General features: G+C 50.0%; 20 protein-coding genes. 16 read left to right on the top strand and 4 right to left on the bottom strand.

The genetic code is table 11. From position 1 onward, the window contains the following. Positions 1-3: 3 nt before the first annotated feature. Positions 4-3,258, top strand: coding sequence for a P-loop NTPase fold protein (locus tag J4861_RS13050; protein WP_004291481.1), 3,255 nt, complete (start codon positions 4-6; stop codon positions 3,256-3,258). 131 nt (positions 3,259-3,389) lie between these two features. Here J4861_RS13050 and mobC read toward each other — a convergent pair whose 3' ends face one another. The 4 genes from mobC to J4861_RS13580 all read right to left on the bottom strand — a co-directional run bounded on the left by mobC (position 3,390) and on the right by J4861_RS13580 (position 7,628). Then, positions 3,390-5,408 (bottom strand): conjugal transfer protein MobC, encoded by a 2,019-nt coding sequence (gene mobC / locus J4861_RS13045; protein WP_004291482.1) that lies wholly within the window; start codon positions 5,406-5,408, stop codon positions 3,390-3,392. Between the two features lie 30 nt (positions 5,409-5,438). After that, positions 5,439-6,686, bottom strand: a complete 1,248-nt coding sequence (gene mobB, locus J4861_RS13040) for a conjugal transfer protein MobB (protein WP_004291483.1) — start codon at positions 6,684-6,686, stop codon at positions 5,439-5,441. Further along, positions 6,665-7,093: a conjugal transfer protein MobA gene (gene mobA, locus J4861_RS13035; protein WP_004291488.1), complete on the bottom strand. Its 429-nt coding sequence runs from the start codon at positions 7,091-7,093 to the stop codon at positions 6,665-6,667. Before mobA ends, mobB begins: the two co-directional genes overlap by 22 nt. Before the next feature lie 313 nt (positions 7,094-7,406). Then, positions 7,407-7,628 carry a hypothetical protein gene (locus J4861_RS13580; RefSeq protein ID WP_032595732.1) on the bottom strand — a complete coding sequence of 74 codons (222 nt, stop codon included), beginning with the start codon at positions 7,626-7,628 and terminating at the stop codon, positions 7,407-7,409. 146 nt (positions 7,629-7,774) lie between these two features. On the opposite strand from J4861_RS13580, the gene J4861_RS13030 reads away from it, so the two are divergent. The 15 genes from J4861_RS13030 to J4861_RS12960 all read left to right on the top strand — a co-directional run bounded on the left by J4861_RS13030 (position 7,775) and on the right by J4861_RS12960 (position 19,566). After that, on the top strand, positions 7,775-8,530 hold the full coding sequence (locus tag J4861_RS13030; protein WP_005643916.1) for a ParA family protein: 756 nt from the start codon (positions 7,775-7,777) through the stop codon (positions 8,528-8,530). A gap of 5 nt (positions 8,531-8,535) precedes the next feature. Further along, positions 8,536-8,985: a DUF3408 domain-containing protein gene (locus J4861_RS13025; protein WP_004311202.1), complete on the top strand. Its 450-nt coding sequence runs from the start codon at positions 8,536-8,538 to the stop codon at positions 8,983-8,985. Further along, positions 8,982-9,371 (top strand): DUF3408 domain-containing protein, encoded by a 390-nt coding sequence (locus J4861_RS13020; protein ID WP_299338276.1) that lies wholly within the window; start codon positions 8,982-8,984, stop codon positions 9,369-9,371. Before J4861_RS13025 ends, J4861_RS13020 begins: the two co-directional genes overlap by 4 nt. Next, positions 9,368-10,108 (top strand): hypothetical protein, encoded by a 741-nt coding sequence (locus J4861_RS13015; protein ID WP_032595736.1) that lies wholly within the window; start codon positions 9,368-9,370, stop codon positions 10,106-10,108. The genes J4861_RS13020 and J4861_RS13015 overlap by 4 nt, the downstream gene beginning before the upstream one ends. 201 nt (positions 10,109-10,309) lie before the next feature. After that, the gene (locus J4861_RS13010; RefSeq protein WP_004311205.1) at positions 10,310-10,621 is read left to right on the top strand and encodes a DUF4134 domain-containing protein; all 312 of its coding nucleotides are present in this window, start codon (positions 10,310-10,312) and stop codon (positions 10,619-10,621) included. A gap of 10 nt (positions 10,622-10,631) precedes the next feature. Continuing rightward, positions 10,632-10,964 carry a DUF4133 domain-containing protein gene (locus J4861_RS13005; RefSeq protein WP_004311206.1) on the top strand — a complete coding sequence of 111 codons (333 nt, stop codon included), beginning with the start codon at positions 10,632-10,634 and terminating at the stop codon, positions 10,962-10,964. Next, a complete protein-coding gene (locus J4861_RS13000; protein ID WP_005827325.1) occupies positions 10,961-13,465 on the top strand; it encodes a TraG family conjugative transposon ATPase in 2,505 nt (834 codons plus the stop codon). The genes J4861_RS13005 and J4861_RS13000 overlap by 4 nt, the downstream gene beginning before the upstream one ends. A gap of 37 nt (positions 13,466-13,502) precedes the next feature. Further along, entirely contained in the window at positions 13,503-13,886 is a 384-nt protein-coding gene (locus tag J4861_RS12995; protein ID WP_004308928.1) for a DUF3876 domain-containing protein, read from the top strand. 30 nt (positions 13,887-13,916) lie between these two features. Beyond that, the gene (locus tag J4861_RS12990; RefSeq protein WP_004308927.1) at positions 13,917-14,546 is read left to right on the top strand and encodes a DUF4141 domain-containing protein; all 630 of its coding nucleotides are present in this window, start codon (positions 13,917-13,919) and stop codon (positions 14,544-14,546) included. Positions 14,547-14,549: 3 nt separating this feature from the next. After that, positions 14,550-15,554, top strand: a complete 1,005-nt coding sequence (gene traJ / locus J4861_RS12985) for a conjugative transposon protein TraJ (protein WP_004308926.1) — start codon at positions 14,550-14,552, stop codon at positions 15,552-15,554. A gap of 31 nt (positions 15,555-15,585) precedes the next feature. Next, on the top strand, positions 15,586-16,209 hold the full coding sequence (gene traK, locus J4861_RS12980; protein WP_004308925.1) for a conjugative transposon protein TraK: 624 nt from the start codon (positions 15,586-15,588) through the stop codon (positions 16,207-16,209). 6 nt (positions 16,210-16,215) lie between these two features. After that, positions 16,216-16,524, top strand: coding sequence for a TraL conjugative transposon family protein (locus J4861_RS12975; protein WP_004308924.1), 309 nt, complete (start codon positions 16,216-16,218; stop codon positions 16,522-16,524). Then, positions 16,505-17,860 (top strand): conjugative transposon protein TraM, encoded by a 1,356-nt coding sequence (traM, locus tag J4861_RS12970; protein ID WP_032595739.1) that lies wholly within the window; start codon positions 16,505-16,507, stop codon positions 17,858-17,860. The genes J4861_RS12975 and traM overlap by 20 nt, the downstream gene beginning before the upstream one ends. 69 nt (positions 17,861-17,929) lie before the next feature. Further along, positions 17,930-18,988, top strand: a complete 1,059-nt coding sequence (traN, locus tag J4861_RS12965; protein WP_032588475.1) for a conjugative transposon protein TraN — start codon at positions 17,930-17,932, stop codon at positions 18,986-18,988. Positions 18,989-18,990: 2 nt separating this feature from the next. After that, positions 18,991-19,566, top strand: a complete 576-nt coding sequence (locus J4861_RS12960) for a conjugal transfer protein TraO (RefSeq protein WP_032588474.1) — start codon at positions 18,991-18,993, stop codon at positions 19,564-19,566. The last annotated feature ends 5 nt before the right edge of the window (positions 19,567-19,571 follow it).

Genomic DNA, 19,571 nt, shown 5'->3' with positions numbered 1-19,571 from the left:
TATATGGAAACAAAACTACAATCCAAACAGCAATATCCGCGGTTTATCCAAAATAAACCGTGTGGTATTGACAAATTCGATGGAGGTTCGCAAGAAAGGTTGGCAAAAACTATTGCTCGCCATTTTTGTCAGAATGATTCATTGGATGAGGAATGTACTTTACCTCGAATTATCGGCATCGAAGGTATTTGGGGATCTGGAAAATCCAACGTGGTTAAAATGTTGGAACGTGAATTATCAGACGACTATTACTTTTTTGAGTATGACGCATGGGGACATCAAGAGGACTTGCAACGCCGCTCTATATTGGAATTGCTTACAAGCAAACTTATTGATGATGGTATCCTATCTGGAAATGCAACAATAAAAGTCAAAGGTGGAGGTACGAAAACCGTATCATGGTCTGAAAAGCTGAAATATTTATTAGCCCGTAAAACGGAGACCGTAACCGAAAAATATCCCCTTATCAGTAATGGTATGGTTGCGGCATTTTTGGTTGCAGTTTTAACTCCGATATTTACATTTATTGCGTATGCAGTAAAACCTACACCCACAACATGGTGGTTTTCTTTATTGTCTATTATCATAGCTGCACTGCCAGTTCTTATTGCATTGTGCGTTTGGAAATGGGCATATAGCAAAGATCATAAATATGGATGGAGTTATATGTTAGCTATTTATCAAGATAAAGTCGAAAAGGACGTTTGCTATGAGACTTTGAGCGAAGACGAACCAACGGTTTACGAGTTCAAAACATGGATGCAAGACATTTCTGATTTTATCAAGGAAAAAGGACAACGTAAATTAGTCCTTGTTTTTGACAACATGGATCGTCTCCCCGCTGAAAAAGTAAAAGAATTATGGTCTTCTATCCATACGTTCTTCGCCGATAGCGGTTTTGAAAATGTTTGGGCTGTTATTCCTTTCGATGAAACACATTTAGCTTGTGCATTCGGAGATGAGACCGACGAACAAACGAAACAACTGACCAAGTATTTTATCAATAAAACTTTCCCTATTGTTTATCGTGTTGCTCCTCCTGTTATTACCGACTATCGAAGTATATTCAACAAACTGTTTGTTGAAGCATTTGGAGAAACAGAAAATGAAGCGAAAGAAACTATAAATCGGATATTCAGATTGGTAAATCCTAATGCCAATGTTAGGGAAATTATATCATATATCAATGAGATGGTCGCTCTTAAACAAGAGTGGTGTAACGAAATTTTGATGATAAACATAGCATTGTTCTGTTTGAAGAAGACGGATATTCTGGCAAATCCAGTAGAACAAATATTGTCCGGCGACTATCTGAATGGCATTCAAACAATAATTAACAATGATCTGCAAACACAACGCGAAATTGCAGCTTTGGTATATGGTGTCGATGTTGAAGATGCTCGACAAATTCCATTGAAAAAATATATTGAAGGCTGCATCAACGGAGAAGAAGACCACGACATAAATCAATATGCAGAGACTAATAAACAATTTGACACTGTATTAGAAGAAGTTATACAATGTATGGACAATGCGCTTATCGATAAGATTATACATTGTTTGCATAAATTAACTCGAAAGAGCGATGTTATTCTGCGTGTATGGCAAAGAATAGCACAATTGAAATTAAAAGAATCCATAGAGAAGCAGGTGTTCCCTGTCGAATACCAAGAACTGCTGTTGCATTTAGACACGGAAAGCCAAAACCATGTGATTGCTCAATTATATAAGAAGATAGTTCGGTTCAATGACTTCAATGGCGGCGACTATTTCAAAACGTTAGATGCAATAGACAGGTTTATTGCGCAAAATAAGTTGGCGTGCGATTTTACGTCATTGATTGAAGCAAAAACAGTCAAGCCAAATACATTTATCGATTATATTCAAGCTGCAAATGCAACAGATGCTGCCTATCGGGATAACGCGACAACTAAAGCATATAAATATTATCAAGTAGCAACAAATTCGGAGGCGCTCGATAATTATTTGGCAAACTTACTACCCGATAATTTCGACCATGCAGATATTGTAAAAACGTTAAAAGATAATTCTACCTATACGTTTCCAACGCTTTTGCAAGCGATCACGAATTGCATTGATGAACAGAATGTAAATAAAGATAATATAGGGGCTATATTTACAACCTATCGTTTATTGGCATCTGACGAAGAAAGACCTTTACCTGTAACGTTAGATTCAACCTACATAAATCAGTTGCATTCTGAATTAGAAACTGATGGCCGAAACATTAAAGAGTCTGGATATTACGATTTAGTCGCCATGCAATTGGCACATGGTCATTCCGTTTCCTTAATAGAGGGTGGAGATATAAAATATGTTGCAGAACTCATGGACTATTATGTGGATCATGGAGACTTATTAGTAAATAGTGTGGGATGGAATATACCGCTATTAAATGAAACACTACAATACATGGTAAATCATAAACTTGGCTATAAATTATTGCTCTCAGACATATTGCCCCAATTTGAAGATATTAAGAACAGAATAGGTGTAACGGATGAGGTATTTATCGAGCATTTAGCAGAGTGGAATACCGATTTGGATAAGTATATCACTAAGAACAATATTAAAGATGTAATTCCTGACGCATCTTTTTACGATTTGACCACTAAAATAAGCAATGTCCTGACCGATCATATCAATAAAATAGCGTTCGAAGCGTTGTCTGAAATAAGTGTTGATACATTATACGCCCAAAGAACAGCACATACATCATATTATTGGTTTGTCGCAATAAAACATTTACTGGCTAAAATCAAATCCTTGCCAGATAACTTGACTGAATTTGGCAAAAAGATTCTGATGGATATTGCTTCTGGAACTCAAAGTTTGAATCCTTTCCCTAATTGTTTCAAGAATATAGTTGAAAGATTGGATAAACGAAAAATTAAATCGACAGTTACCGATATAAGAAATGATTTCTGCATCGGTAAAAAGACTATCAATGCAATAAAGTTTCAATTTTTCGAAACATGGCTTAGATCGCATGGTAATTTGAAAAGTCAAGCTGGAGACGTTATTGATAAAATAGTGAAACCTGTAATTTCCGATGGGGCATGCCGTTCATTGATTCTGCAAAACAAAGATTTTTATATGGATTTAATAAATACAGCAGGGGATGATGCTTATGAATTGAAAAAGAGTCTCCGAAACCTCATACAAAAAGATTCAGATCCGCAATTGGTTAAATTTGTCAATTCGATAGATTCAGTACCTGAGGTTGAAACCGCGTAAGTATTTGTCTAACAAGTCCGAATTTTACGATTTTACCCGTCAGAACTGAAGTGCCCCCCAAAAAAATTGTATCCAACTTTTGGGGGTCACTTCAAACTTCGATAGGGATAATTTTCAATTTTGGGGACTTGTTAGACAGTCTCATTATCTGGTAGCAGTTTACACAGCACCGGATCGTTTTTGATACGCTCCAGTTCCTCCTGCACAATCTGCTTCACCTCTTCCTTGATGCGCCGGTAGTTCGCCTGCACCGTTTCCTTCATGCGGTCGTTGCCGTCCTCGTCCGTGAAGTTTGTAATGACGGGAATTTTCTTGTAGGCACTTTCTTCCCGTTTCACCTTTTCGGCATCCACCACAATCTCGCAATGAAAAATCTTCTGCTCGATACGCTCGTTGAAGTTGTCGGATACAGAACCGACAAACATTCCCTGCGTAAGCCCGGAAATCTTACTCGGTGGAATGAGCGCGTCCATCTGCGTGTTGATGGAGGTGGAAACATCCTGCCGGTTGATGGAGATGGACTGCCGTTTCTGCAACACCTTACCGAACCGCTCGGAGAGCGTCTTGGCTGTTTCCCCCACCACCTGACCGGAGAAAATATTGCCGACAGTGTTCATCACCACTTTCGCCTCTTTGTCCCCGTAGTCACGCACTAACTGGCTGAAATCCTGAAAGCCCAGACACACGGCAACCTTGTTGCTTCGGGCGGTAGCTATAAGATTGTCCAACCCTTTGAAGTATATTGTGGGCAACTCGTCGATGATGACCGATGACTTCAGCATCCCCTTCTTGTTGATGAGCTTCACGATACGGGAATTATACAGACCGAGTGCCGCACCGTAGATATTCTGACGGTCGGGATTGTTACCCACGCAGAGGATTTTCGGCTCTTCGGGATTGTTGATGTCCAGCGTAAACTCGCTGTCTGACATCACCCAGTAGAGCTGCGGTGAAATCATCCTCGAAAGCGGGATTTTTGCCGACGCTATCTGACCCATGAGCTGCTCCGCAGCCCCTCCAAGCCACGCATCCATGAACGGCGAAAGGTAGTTCTCCAGCTCCGGATAAGAGGTCAGTATCGGAAATATATCCTCGTAACGGCGGTTCAGAAACTCGATAGCATGGGGAAACGTGCAAAACTTCCCGTTCTGATAGATTTTGAGATACCAGATAATACTGGCAAACAGAATGATAGGTGACTCCACGAAGAAGTCGCCCTGCTTTTGCACCCACGTTTTATTGAGGTTGAGCATTATTGTGTAGGCACTCTCATAGGCATCCGTAATATCTTCCATAAAATCCGGGTGAATGGGATTGCACCGATGAGAGCGTCGCGGGTCGTCGAAGTTGATCACATAGAACTTCGGCTTTACCTTGTAGCCGTCCGGGTGGTTCAGCAAATGGTTGTAGGCAATAGTAGATAGGTCGGGATACTTGAAATCGTAGATGTATTGACTAAAGCCCTTTTCAATCTGTTGCTTGATAAAATTGTTTACCACGGCATAGGACTTGCCGCTGCCCGGCGTACCCAACACGATGGACGCACGGAAGGGATTAACTACATTGATCCAACCGTTGTTCCAGCGTTTCCTGTAATAGAAACGTGTCGGCAGATTGACCGAATACTCGCTTTCGATAAGCCTCGTTTCCTGCATGAAACTCTCGTTCTCGTTGTTGAAAACATCCTCCATCAAATTGTGTTTCAACAGGCGGCTCATCCACAGACCACCCATCAACAGGCAGACATAGCCCGTTCCAATGGTAAGGACATACAGTCCCGTCACCGCTTCAAGCGGCAGCGGCAGGGGCAGCAACCACCAGTTCAGGAAAAACAGCACGAACCCGACGGCAAATGCTGTCCAGATTCTCCCCCAAGTGATTTTCTCACCCTTGACACCCTTCGTACCCAGACAGGACAAGGCAAGCAAAAGGACGGAAAACAGCTTCGTGTAGAGAATGGAATGGAACAGCCCCGCCGTGCGGTCGAAGTTCAGAAGGATTTTGTCCACCACGCCGATGTTCACGCCCCACAGCCGGATGGCTTCGTAGCAGAACCAGTACACGTTCATGACCACTAAAATGATACTCACGGCACGCAGAAAATCCATGATTTTCGCCAATGCCCTCAAATCGTCTTCTTGTTGTGACATACATTGATTTTTTAATTGTTGATACTCTGATTACATACCCAAGCCCTTGCGTTTTTTCTTCTTTTTGCGCTTCATCGCCCGGATGAAAGCCTCTTCCTCGGCATCTACCGCCGGACCTTCGGGAGTGAGCAAGCCCATACCGCCCGATATATCTTCACTGTCGTAGGCGGTCTGCCCGTGTGCCTTGTCCGCAGCATCCACAGGGATGGATAGCGGTATCGGCGGTTGTCCGGCGTATGGCAGGGTGAAGTGTTCCTGCAAGGCATTCGCCGAAAGCTCCTTACCCATGCGCGAACCGTTCAGCACGCATCCCGTGCGGTGGTCGATGAAGGTAGCCCCATAGATGCGCCCTTCCTCTGTGTAGCGCAGTACGGTGTCGATGCCCTTCTCTTTGAGTTGGGATACAAATTTGTCCTTGTCATAAGTGCCTTGCAGCACGGAAAGGACGGTGCGTTTCGTCATGTCTGCCAGTTTCCTATCCTTGATTTCCGATTTGGAACGGACAAACTTCTTCTGTACGGCTTCATAGCCTGCGGACTTCCCGAAAAGCGAGGATTTGAACGGGTTGCCCACCTTGTTACCCTTGTCGTCCGTGACGGAATAGACCAGCCCGTGATACTCCCGTCCGCGCACGTTGCCCCTCGCTTCCTCCACCGTCATATTATATAAGGAAAGGAGCGCACGGTATTCGCCCATCGTCTGGAAACGGTACTGCCCATTCAGAGCCTTCACGGTGTTGCCTACCTGCTTCTTCACATCACCTGCCGATGCGGCCACCTTGCGCAACGGATTATCCAATCTCTGATTTTTACGTTCTGCCGGATGCAATCCGTACTTCTGTTCCAGTTCCCTGCGGATACGGTCGCTGCGGCGGTAGAGAAAATCCCGGTTGAGCCTTTTCCCGTTCTCGTCCACGTTGACCGTCACGATGTGCAGGTGGTGGCGGTCGATGTCCTCGTGCTTGAATACAAGATAAGGCTGGTTTCCGAAACCGAGTTTTTCCAGATACTCGCGGGCGATATTCTGCAACTCAATATCGGTCAGCACATCCTCCGGGTGCGGGTTGAGAGAGATATGCACCACCGGCTTCTCGATCTTCATCTGCGGTGGCAGGAAGGTGAGAAAACCCTCCATCGCCTTGCCTATGTCCACCGTTCCCGAACCGTCATTGTAGATGCGGTTGGTGGTGAGAAGCCGCCCCTGCGCCTCGTTAATCTTCTCCCCGTTGTAGGCAATCGCGCCGTACAACGAACTTCCTACACTGATTTTTGCGACCATTTTGCCTCCATTTCCCTTGAAAGTTCCACAATCCGGCGGCTCAGTTTCACGAGTTCGACGGTGTGTTGCTCTAATTTGTAGAGCAACGCCATCGCCTTTTTCTCTGAAAAATGCAGCCTCAGTTCCTTCACGACTTGGTTGTAATTCGTACCCACGGCACGGAATTGTGCATGAAAATCCGACAGTTTGGTGTAATAGTCCACCAACGTCTTGTCCACCTTCAGCACCTTGAACGGTTGCCCGAAGAAGTGCGCTTTGAGGAAAACAGACCGTGCATAGACACCCGATTTTCCGAACATGGCGAGGAAACGGTTGTGTTCCTCCTCGTTGAAACGGACGGTGTACCGGTACACCGCCGGATCAAGTTTGGGATTTCTCCCTGATTTGCTTTTCCTTTTCTCTTTCATATTACTTTGGATTTAGCGGATTGACGGCATAAGCCGCCGCTTCGGATTACAGCACCGCAGTTCTGAAAGGCTTCCCGACTTCGGAGGGAAAGCCCGCCCCCTGCAAGGGCAAGTGCTTTTCGTGGCTGCTCAAAATATTTTGAGCGGCTGAAAAGACATCTTGCTATGTTCAGGTGAACATAAAAATCCGTCGGGGACGGATTGGGGATGATTCCTTTCAAACTCCGGGCTGCGCTACCTGCGGCGTACCCTGCCGTTCGGGTGCAAAGTTACGCCCTTAAGGCGATGTCCGACAGAGGCTTGACCCGGACAATCAGTGCCAACCGGCGCAACGTGCTGCCACTTGCCGGAGAAGTGATACAAGTTCCAAAATATCCTTGTTTATTTGCAGTGTGATTCGGATGTGGGACTGAAAATACACTCCTTCCGCCGGATGTTCGGACAGCAATCCGGGCATCAATCCAAACGGTTGAAAACAGGTGTATGTATTCAGATAGTTTTCCAAGCACACGTCCGTGCGGACGGATAAAAGCATGGACGGTTGGACAAACCGATGAATACCCGCAGGCACAGCCGGATTAAGGAGTGAATAAATAAATGAATGGGAGTGCGTGCGTACGTACTAATGACAATACGCTACCGCCACCGGACAGATGTATAACCAAATAAATTATCAAAAAAATGAAAGAAGCAACTTATGTGGCAATCTCCACGCAGAAAGGTGGAGCGGGTAAGACAACCCTGACAGTGCTTGTAGCAAGCTATCTGCACTATGTGAAAGGCTACAACGTAGCCGTGGTGGACTGCGATTTCCCGCAGTACAGTATCCATGACATGCGCAAGCGTGACATGAAAGCCGTCATGGAGGACGGGCATTACAAGGTGCTGGCGTATGAGCAGCTCAAACGACTGAAGAAGAACCCGTACACCATCAGATGCAGCCGTGCGGAAGATGCGGTAAAGACCGCCGAAAATCTGGTGGCAGCGCAGCCCGACCTCGATTTCGTGTTCTTCGACCTGCCGGGAACAATCAACAATGCCGATGTGGTGCAGACCATTTCCCAAATGGACTATATCTTCACGCCCATCATCGCCGACCGTGTGGTGATGGAGAGTTCCATCAAGTTCGCCACTGTCATCAACGAACAGATGATAAGCACGGGCAAGTCCGGCATCAAAGGGATTTACCTCGTGTGGAACATGGTGGACGGACGCGAAAAGACTGAACTTTACAAGGCATACGACAAGGTCTGTGCCGAGTTCGCCCTGCCCATTCTGGAAACACATCTACCGGACAGTAAGCGCTTCCGCAAGGAGACGGCGGCAGAACGCAAGGCGGTATTCCGCTCCACGGCGTTTCCGGCGGACAAAATACTGGTACGCGGCAGCAACCTCGACAAACTCGTCGATGAGATTCTCGGCATCATCAAAAACTGAACGGCATGGCAAAGAAAACAAGAATCGAGGACATCGACAGCGAAGCCGTAATCAACTCATTTCGACTGGACGATACAAGCATTCCGCCGGAAGCGAGAAGCACGGACGGGAACGCTCCTGTCCCACCTCCGAAAGAAGCGATACAAGAAGCCGTTTCTCCACCCGCCTCGCACTCCAAAGAGGAGCCGGAACGCAGGCGCAGGAACAGCAAGCCGGAAAAATTGGATTATGACACAGTATTCATATGCGGTTCCAATATCACGGCAAGGCTCGGCAAGCAGGTCTATATCCGCAAGGAGTACCACGACCGCATACAGAAGATGCTTCATGTAATCGGAGGCAACGAAGTGACTATCGCGGCATTTCTTGACAACGTGCTGACACACCATTTCACGCTGTTCCAAGACGAGATAGCCGAATCGTTCAAACGGCACATGGAATCCTATAATTTATAAACACTCAAAAACAACAAAGAAGTATGAAAAGAACAAATAAGAACCGTCAGGCTGAGTATCTGCAAACAGGAAAGAGTGAAAGAACCGCTGTCCGTGCAGCAAAGTGTGTAACCGACTACGGGCATGAAAATACCGACGTTGACTTCCGCAAGGATAAAGGCAGAGACAAACCGCTCTCGACTTTCCTGCAAGCATCGGAAATCAAAACGCGGCAATGTATATACATCAGCCGAGAAATTCATGAGAAAGTCGCTATCGTTACCAGTCGGATGGGAAACGGTTTGAGCATCGGCAAGTTTGTGGATAACATCCTCCGCGACCATTTCCGACAATACGGGCAGCAGTACATGGAACAGATTGAAAACGCCCAAAAAGTAAGATTATGACAAAGGCGTTTTTAATCGTATCGGTTGCTTGCAACGTGTGGTTTCTGTTTCTGCTGTTCTATGACCGCATCATGGACATGAAGCTCATCCGTTTCTTCAGACATATTGCCGGGCTGTGGCGGTCATTGGACAGTACGGTGGCAGAGCAAGGAAAGGATAAGGAAATACCTCACGCAGACACCTCGGACATCATTGGCAAGAGCCGTTTCAAGATGGCATCGACCCGGACAACCGCTGCCATACCGACGCAAGAAGCCGCCACTTCGGAAAAAGGCATTGAGCTGTCGGAGGAAGAGGCTACTTTTGACGACGGAAACACGGAAACCGTCTCACGCCCGACACAAGTACCGGAGGACAAACTCGATGAAACCTTCACGAGCATCCCGCCCTCGGAACTGGAGTACGGAGAAGATGAACCGGAGGATGAAGAACCAGACAAAAAGCAGGCTTCGGGAAGTAGCTTCGAGGATATTGACATGGCAGTACACACCATACGGAAGGAATCACCATCCGATGAGGAAATGCGACACGCCGGAAAGGTCATGACGGAACTGGACGGGACAGAGCTTTTCACAAGAATAACGGAACGCCTGACCGATGAAGCAATGAGCGAGAGGATTGCAAAGGCGATGGCAGTTTTCGTGGACACGGTGAACATGACCGTGACACAACAAAAGGAAAAGGTGTTCGTGATTCCCGACAACATCGAGGAGTTCGACTTCCGAAACTATGTATAACAACTAAAAAAGAATGGAAATGAAAACGTAAAATGACGACACCCACGCGCACGGCGGTACAAGGTACAGCCAACCCGCAACGGACAGCCCCAAGTCCGTAGAAACAAACGGGCAACCACTAAAACCAAAGTAAAGTAATCAAGTATCAACCGCCCGAAAAAGGACTATCCACCCTTTGGACGGCACAAAAAAGAACAGTTTATGAACAAGAACATCAGACAAAAGTTAATCATCGCTGCGGCACTTATGATTGCCGCAACCGCCTCCGCTTTCGCACAGGGAAACGGTCTGGCTGGCATCAACGAAGCCACCTCTATGGTGAGTTCGTATTTCGACCCCGGCACGAAATTAATCTACGCCATCGGCGCGGTAGTCGGGCTTATCGGTGGCGTGAAAGTGTACGGAAAATTCTCGTCCGGAGACCCGGACACCTCGAAGACCGCCGCCTCGTGGTTCGGGGCTTGTATCTTCTTGATTGTCGCCGCCACTATCCTGCGCTCATTCTTCCTTTAATAAACAATGTATGGCTGAATACCCGATAAACAAGGGTATCGGCCGTCCGGTCGAGTTCAAGGGTTTGAAGGCTCAGTACCTCTTCATCTTCTGCGGAGGTCTGCTGGCTCTCTTCGTCCTGTTCGTCATCCTCTATATGGTCGGCATCGACCAGTGGATATGTATCGGCTTCGGCGCGGCATCGTCTTCCGTCCTCGTATGGCAGACCTTCGCGCTGAACGCCCGGTACGGCGAACACGGGCTGATGAAATTGGGAGCGGCAAGGAGCCATCCCCGATACCTTATCAACCGACGGCGGATCACCCGATTACTCAAACGGCAACGAAAGGAAGAAACGACATGAGAAATACATCCAAAATGACAACACTGGAAAACAAGTTCCCCCTGCTGGCGGTGGAGCATGGCTGCATCATCTCCAAAGACGCCGACATCACGGTGGCTTTTGAGGTGGAACTGCCGGAGCTTTACACCGTGACGGGCGCAGAGTACGAGGCGATACACGGCTGCTGGTGCAAGGCTATCAAGGTGCTGCCGTACTTCTGCGTCGTGCATAAGCAGGATTGGTTCATCAAGGAGAAATATATGCCGGAGTTACAGAAGGACGACATGAGTTTCTTGAGCCGTTCCTTTGAACGCCACTTCAACGAGCGTCCGTACCTGAAACACTCCTGCTATCTCTACTTGACCAAGACGACGAAAGAACGTAACCGTATGCAGAGCAACTTCAGTACGCTGTGCCGGGGACATATCATCCCGAAGGAGCTGGACAAGGAAACCGCCGGGAAGTTCATGGAGGCCGCCGAACAGTTCGAGCGCATCATGAACGACAGCGGCTTTGTGAGGCTGCGCCGCCTCTCCACCGACGAGATTGTCGGGACGGAGAAGTCCGCCGGGCTGATAGAGCGTTACTTCTCGCTCATGCCCGAAGGCGACACGACCTTGCAGGACATCGACCTCTCGGCAAAAGAAATGCGTATCGGTGACAACCGCCTGTGCCTGCACACCCTCTCCGACGCGGAGGATATGCCAGGAAAGGTGGCTACCGACATCCGCTACGAGAAACTCTCCACCGACCGCTCGGACTGTCGCCTCTCCTTCGCCTCCCCCGTGGGGCTGCTGCTTTCCTGCAACCACATCTATAACCAGTATGTGATTATCGACAACAGCGAGGAAAATTTGCAGAAGTTCGAGAAGTCCGCAAGGAATATGCAGTCGCTATCCCGATACAGCCGGAGCAACAGCATCAACCGCGAGTGGATAGACCAGTACCTGAACGAAGCCCATTCCTACGGGCTGACCTCGGTACGGGCGCACTTCAACGTCATGGCGTGGAGCGATGACGCGGAGGAACTGAAGCATATCAAGAACGATGTGGGCAGCCAGCTGGCAAGCATGGAGTGCGTGCCGCACCACAATACCATCGACTGCCCGACGCTCTACTGGGCGGCGATGCCCGGCAACGCGGCGGACTTCCCGGCGGAAGAGAGTTTCCATACATTCATCGAGCAGGCGGTGTGCCTCTTCACGGAGGAAACCAACTACCGCAGTTCGCTCTCGCCCTTCGGCATCAAGATGGTGGACAGGCTTACGGGAAAACCGTTGCACCTCGACATCAGCGACCTGCCGATGAAGCGGGGTATCACGACCAACCGCAACAAGTTCGTGTTGGGTCCTTCGGGCAGCGGCAAATCCTTTTTTATGAACCACCTCGTGAGGCAATACTACGAGCAGGGTACGCACGTGGTGCTGGTGGACACGGGAAACTCCTATCAGGGCTTGTGCGAGATGATCCGGTGCAAGACAAACGGGGCGGACGGCGTGTACTTCACCTACACGGAGGAGAAACCGATTTCGTTCAACCCGTTCTACACCGATGATTACGTGTTCGACGTGGAGAAAAAGGACAGCATCAAGACATTGCTGCTGACGCTCTGGAAGTCGGAGGACGACAAAGTGACGAAGACGGAGAGCGGCGAACTGGGCAGTGCGGTGAACGCCTATATCGAGCGTATCAGGGCTGACCGGAGCATCGTCCCCTCGTTCAACACCTTCTACGAGTATATGCGCGACGACTACCGCCGCGAACTGGCGGAACGTGAGATAAAGGTGGAGAAGTCCGACTTCAACATCGACAATATGCTCACCACCATGCGGCAGTATTACCGGGACGGACGCTACGACTTCCTGCTCAACTCCACGGAGAACATCGACCTGCTCGGCAAGCGGTTCATCGTCTTCGAGATTGACAGTATAAAGGAAAATCGCGAGCTTTTCCCTGTGGTGACCATCATCATCATGGAAGCCTTCATCAACAAGATGCGCCGATTGAAAGGCGTAAGGAAACAGTTGATAGTGGAAGAGGCTTGGAAGGCTCTATCTTCGGCGAACATGGCTGAGTACCTGCGCTATATGTACAAGACCGTGCGCAAGTATTACGGGGAGGCAATCGTGGTGACGCAGGAGGTGGACGACATCATTTCCTCGCCCGTCGTCAAGGAGAGCATCATCAACAACTCCGACTGCAAGATACTCCTTGACCAGCGGAAGTACATGAACAAGTTTGATGCCATACAGTCCCTGTTGGGTCTGACGGAGAAAGAGAAGTCGCAGATACTCTCCATCAACATGGCGAACAACCCGTCAAGGCTCTACAAGGAAGTGTGGATAGGACTGGGCGGCACGCAGTCGGCAGTCTATGCCACCGAAGTTAGTGCTGAAGAGTATCTGGCGTACACCACCGAAGAAACGGAAAAAGTAGAGGTTTACCGTCTGGCGGAACAGTTGGGCGGCGACATTGAAGCCGTCATCCGGCAGCTTGCCGAAAGGCGGAGAAAAAAGGAATAAATAGAAACAGATTCATCAACTAAAAAAGAAAATGCGTATGAGTATATCAAGAACGAAAATGCTGCAAGTCAGCAAGTGTTTAATCGGGCTGGCGGTCATGGTGCTGCAATCCTGCGACATAACGGACAACCGACGCGACCTGCTTTGCGGAAACTGGGAGAGTGTGGAGGGCAAGCCCGACGTGCTTATCTACAAGGAGGGCGAAGCCTATAAGGTGACGGTATTCAAGCGGAGCGGCATCCGCCGCAAGCTGAAGCCGGAAACCTATCTCTTGCAGGAGGAGAACGGCAATCTGTTCATGAACACCGGATTCCGCATCGACGTGTCCTACAACGAGGCGACGGACATCCTGACCTTCTCGCCGAACGGGGACTACGTGCGTGTGAACCCGAAACCGGACCATCCGATAGGCGAGCAATAAATAATGAAATCCACTAAAATCCAAAGTAACATGAGAACAAGAATAACACTTATTATCTGCCTGTGCCTGTTTGCAGTCGGCAGGGCAAGCGCACAGTGGGCGGTGATAGACCCGTCCAACATCGCGCAGAGCATCGTGAACACCTCGAAGAACGTGGTACACACTTCCACGACCGCCCAGAATATGATAAAAAATTTTCAAGAGACCGTGAAGATTTACGAACAGGGCAAGAAGTATTACGACGCACTCAAATCCGTGAACAATCTGGTAAAGGACGCCCGGAAGGTGCAGCAGACCATTCTGATGGTGGGTGACATCACCGACACCTATGTGACCAGTTTCCAGAAGATGATGCGTGACGACAACTTCACGGTGGAGGAACTGGGAGCCATCGCCTTTGGCTACACCAAGTTATTGGAGGAATCCAACGATGTGCTGACGGAACTGAAGAATGTGGTGAATATCACCACGCTCTCCATGACGGACAAGGAGCGCATGGACGTGGTGGAACGCTGCTACTCCAAAATGAAGCGTTACCGCAACCTCGTGAGCTACTACACCAACAAGAACATTAGCGTGAGTTACCTGCGTGCGAAGAAGAAAAACGACCTTGACCGCATCATGGGGCTGTACGGGAACATGAACGAAAGATATTGGTAGCCTATGAATTTCGACAACCTTCACCAAATTCTGCGCTCGCTCTACGAACAGATGATGCCGCTATGCGGGGACATGGCGGGCGTGGCGAAAGGCATCGCCGGGCTGGGCGCACTCTTTTATGTGGCCTACCGGGTATGGCAGTCGCTGGCGAGAGCCGAACCGATAGACGTGTTCCCTATGCTCCGCCCGTTCGCTATCGGTCTGTGCATCATGTTCTTTCCGACGGTGGTACTGGGTACGATAAACAGCATCATGTCGCCCGTCGTGCAGGGTACGGCAAAGATGCTGGAGGCGGAAACGCTGGACATGAACCGATACCGTGAGCAGAAGGACAAACTGGAGTACGAAGCGATGATGCGCAATCCCGAAACCGCCTACCTCGTGTCAAATGAGGAGTTTGACAAACAACTGGAAGAACTGGGCTGGTCGCCCGGCGACATGGTGACGATGGCGGGGATGTACATCGAGCGCGGGATGTACAACATGAAGAAGGGCATCCGCGACTTCTTCCGCGAGATACTGGAACTGATGTTCCAAGCCGCCGCCCTCGTGATAGACACCATCCGCACGTTCTTCCTCGTGGTGCTGGCGATACTCGGTCCGATAGCCTTCGCCATATCGGTGTGGGACGGCTTCCAAAGCACGCTTACACAGTGGATATGCCGCTACATACAGGTCTATCTGTGGCTGCCCGTGTCGGATATGTTCAGCACCATACTGGCGAAGATACAAGTGCTGATGCTGCAAAGCGACATCGAACGGATGCAGGCTGACCCGAACTTCTCGCTGGATTCGAGCGACGGGGTGTACATCGTCTTCATGATAATCGGCATCATTGGTTACTTCACCATCCCCACGGTAGCAGGCTGGATTATCCAAGCCGGAGGCATGGGAAGCTACGGTCGCAACGTGAACCAGACGGCAGGACGAGCCGGAAGTATGGCGGGCAGCGTGGCGGGCGCAGCCGCAGGAAACGTGGTCGGACGTGTCGGGAAGCTGCTGAAATAATCAACTGACAATTAAAAACGAATAAACAACAATGGAATTTAAGTCACTTAAAAACATCGAATCATCGTTCAGGCAGATACGCCTGTTCGGTATCGTCTTCCTCTCGTTGTGTGCCGTAATAACGGTATGGAGCGTGTGGAGTTCCTACCGCTTCGCGGAGCGGCAACGGGAAAAGATTTACGTGCTGGACAACGGCAAGTCGCTGATGCTGGCTCTCTCGCAAGACTTGTCGCAGAACCGTCCGGCAGAAGCGAGGGAACACGTGCGCCGTTTCCACGAGCTGTTCTTCACGCTCTCACCCGAAAAGAGCGCGATAGAGCATAACGTGAAACGCGCCCTGCTATTAGCGGACAAAAGCGTGTACAACTACTATTCGGACTTTGCCGAGAAGGGGTACTACAACCGCATCATCGCCGGGAACATCAATCAGGTGTTGAAGGTGGACAGCGTGGTGTGCGATTTCAACGGCTATCCCTACCGTGCCGTGACCTACGCCACGCAGAAGATCATCCGGCAGAGCAACGTCACCGAGCGCAGCCTCGTGACTACGTGCCGCCTCTTGAACTCGTCCCGTTCGGACGACAATCCCAACGGTTTCACCATCGAGGGATTCACCATCATCGAGAACAAGGATTTACAAACCATCAAAAGGTAAACGGACATGAAGAAAATCAAAAAATCATTTTGGCGTGCGTACTGGAAGCTCCACGACAAAAAGAAAATGCTGGTGGCAAGGCTCAAAGGCTATCTGGACGGTTTGCCCCCGAAGACACGCAGGCGCATCGTGCTGGCGATGCTCGCCGCCTTTGCGGTGCTTGCCCTCTACACCTTCGGCAAAGCCGTCTATGAAATCGGCAGGAATGACGGCAGCCGGATGGTAACAGACCATGCCGGACAGGTGGAACTGTCCATAAAGCCGGACAACAATCATAATGTAATACCTTATTTATATGGAACAGACGAAGAATGAACCTAAAAACGAGAACAAGGCGGCTCCCGACAACGGGAAACCGAAGAAGGAGCGCAAGCCGCTGACCGAAGCCCAAAGGCTGAAACGTCAGAAAATGATAGTGCTGCCCGCTATAGTGCTGGTATTCATCGGTGCTATGTGGCTGATATTCGCCCCGTCTTCCGACAAGGAGCAGCAACCGGGAACGGGTGGTTACAACATCGAAATGCCCGACGCTGACAAGGCGAACCGCCAGATCATCGGCGACAAGGCGAAAGCCTACGAACAGGGAGCAATGGAGGAACGGCAGGAGAACCGCAGCCGCGCCATGCAGGAACTGGGCGATATGTTCGACCGCGAGGTGGCGGAAACGGACGGCGGCAGGGACTTCGACCTTGCTAATCCCGGAAATGCGGAAGATGCAACAGCAAAATCATCCGCTCCGAAAACCATCCAATCCTCCGCAGCTGCCTACCGCGACCTCAATACCACGCTCGGCAACTTCTATGAGCAGCCGAAGAACGACAACGCGGAAATGGACGAACTGTTAGAGCGTATCGCCTCGCTGGAATCGGAACTGGAAACCGAGAAAGGCAAGGCATCCGCTATGGATGACCAAGTGGCACTCATGGAGAAGTCCTATGAACTGGCGGCGAAGTACATGGGCGGGCAGAACGGCACACAGCCACCTGTCGGACAGGCGGCAGAGCCTTACCCCGTGCAGAAAGCCGGAAAGAACACGGCTGCACCTGTCAGGCAGGTAACGCATCAGGTGGTATCTTCGCTCTCACAGCCGATGAGCAACGCTGAGTTTGTCGCCTCCTTCTCGCAGGAGCGCAACCGCAGTTTCAATACGGCGGTGGGTGTCACGACTGTATCGGACAGGAACACCATATCGGCGTGTGTCTATGGGGCGCAGAGTGTGACTGACGGGCAGGCGGTAAGATTACGGCTGCTGGAGCCGATGGCAGTGGCGGACAAAATCATACCCCGCAATGCAGTGGTGGTAGGCACGGCAAAGATTCAGGGCGAACGACTCGATATTGAAATTACTTCGCTGGAGTACGCAGGTACGATTATCCCGGTAGAACTGGCGGTGTATGACACGGACGGACAGCCCGGCATCTTCATTCCAAACTCGATGGAGATGAACGCCGTCAGGGAGGTTGCCGCCAACATGGGCGGCTCGCTGGGCAGCAGCATTAATATCTCCACCAACGCAGGGGCGCAGCTCGCCTCCGACTTGGGCAAGGGGCTGATACAAGGCACGAGCCAGTATATCGCCAAGAAGATGCGTACCGTCAAGGTGCATCTGAAATCCGGATACAAGGTCATGCTATATCAGGACAGAGATTGAAAACAATAACAATCAACGACTAAAAAAACAACAACCAAATTTTTATTTACCACTAAAATCCAAAGTAGAATGAAAAAAGTAATCATCATGTTTGCCCTCGCTATGGGCATCATAACTGCCAACGCGCAGGAGAACGTAACCGTTGGAGAGAACAACGGAAGTGAACCGACGAACGAAGCGAGAGCAGAGACAAGCTCGCTTGACTATGCCTCGCAAGGAGGAGGAAGGCAAAGCCAACAACCGACCTTGACAAAGGAGGTCTATCCGCAGAAGGAGGCGGACGGCGATCTGTATCACGGGCTGACAAAGAAGCTGACCTTCGACCGCATGGTTCCCCCGCACGGATTGGAAGTGACCTACGACAAGACCGTCCACGTCATTTTCCCCTCGGAGGTGCGCTACGTCGATTTAGGCTCGCCCGACCTGATTGCGGGTAAAGCCGACGGAGCGGAGAACGTCATCCGCGTGAAAGCTACCGTGCGTAACTTCCCGAACGAAACCAATATGTCGGTAATCACGGAGGACGGGAGTTTCTATACTTTTAACGTGAAGTACGCCTCCGAACCGCTGCTTCTCAACGTGGAGATGTGCGACTTCATCCATGACGGCGAGAAGGTGAACCGCCCGAACAACGCGCAGGAAATCTACCTGAAGGAACTGGGCAGCGAAAGCCCGATGCTGGTGCGCCTTATCATGAAGTCCATCCACAAGCAGAACAAGCGTGAGGTGAAGCACATCGGCTGCAAGCGATTCGGCATCCAGTACCTGCTGAAAGGTATCTACACGCATAATGGGTTACTCTATTTCCACACGGAGATAAAGAACCAGAGCAACGTGCCTTTCGATGTGGACTACATCACATGGAAAATCGTGGACAAGAAGGTGGCGAAGCGTACCGCCGTGCAGGAGCAGATTATCCTGCCGCTCCGTGCGCAGAATTACGCCACACTCGTGCCGGGCAAGAAGAGCGAGCGCACGGTATTCACGATGGCGAAGTTCACCATTCCCGACGACAAATGCCTCGTGGTGGAACTCAACGAGAAGAACGGGGGGCGTCACCAGTCTTTCGTGATTGAAAACGAGGACTTGGTACGTGCCAATACCATCAACGAACTTCAAGTGCGCTGACCATGAGAAAGTACATCGCAATAATCATCGTGTCGCTTGCCCTGTTCACGGGGCAGGCGCACGCCCAGCGATGCCTGCCGAAGATGCAGGGCATCGAATTGAGAGCTAACCTTGTGGACGGTATGCGTTTAAGTGGCAACAATGGCGGTTACAGTTTCGGGGCGGCTCTCTCCACCTACACGAAGAACGGTAACAAGTGGGTGTTCGGTGGCGAATACCTCTTGAAGAACAACCCGTACAAGGATACCGCCATACCTGTGGCGCAGTTCACGGCGGAGGGCGGTTATTATTTCAAGATACTCTCCGACGCCCGTAAAATAGTGTTCGTCTATGCGGGGGCTTCGGCTCTCGCCGGATATGAGTCGGTGAATTGGGGCGAGAAAGTGCTGCATGACGGCTCCACGCTCCATGACCGGGACGCCTTCATCTACGGCGGTGCGCTGACGCTCGATGTGGAGTTTTACGTGGCTGACCGTATCGCCCTGCTCGCCAACCTCCGGGAGCGCCTGCTGTGGGGTGGCGACACACGGAAGTTCCATACGCAGTTCGGGGCGGGCGTCAAGATAATCATCAACTGACACGT

The organism is Prevotella melaninogenica, assembly GCF_018127925.1.
Lineage (GTDB): Bacteria > Bacteroidota > Bacteroidia > Bacteroidales > Bacteroidaceae > Prevotella > Prevotella melaninogenica_C.
The sequence above is the reverse complement of the archived record's forward strand: the minus strand, read 5'-3'. Positions and strand labels throughout refer to the sequence as shown.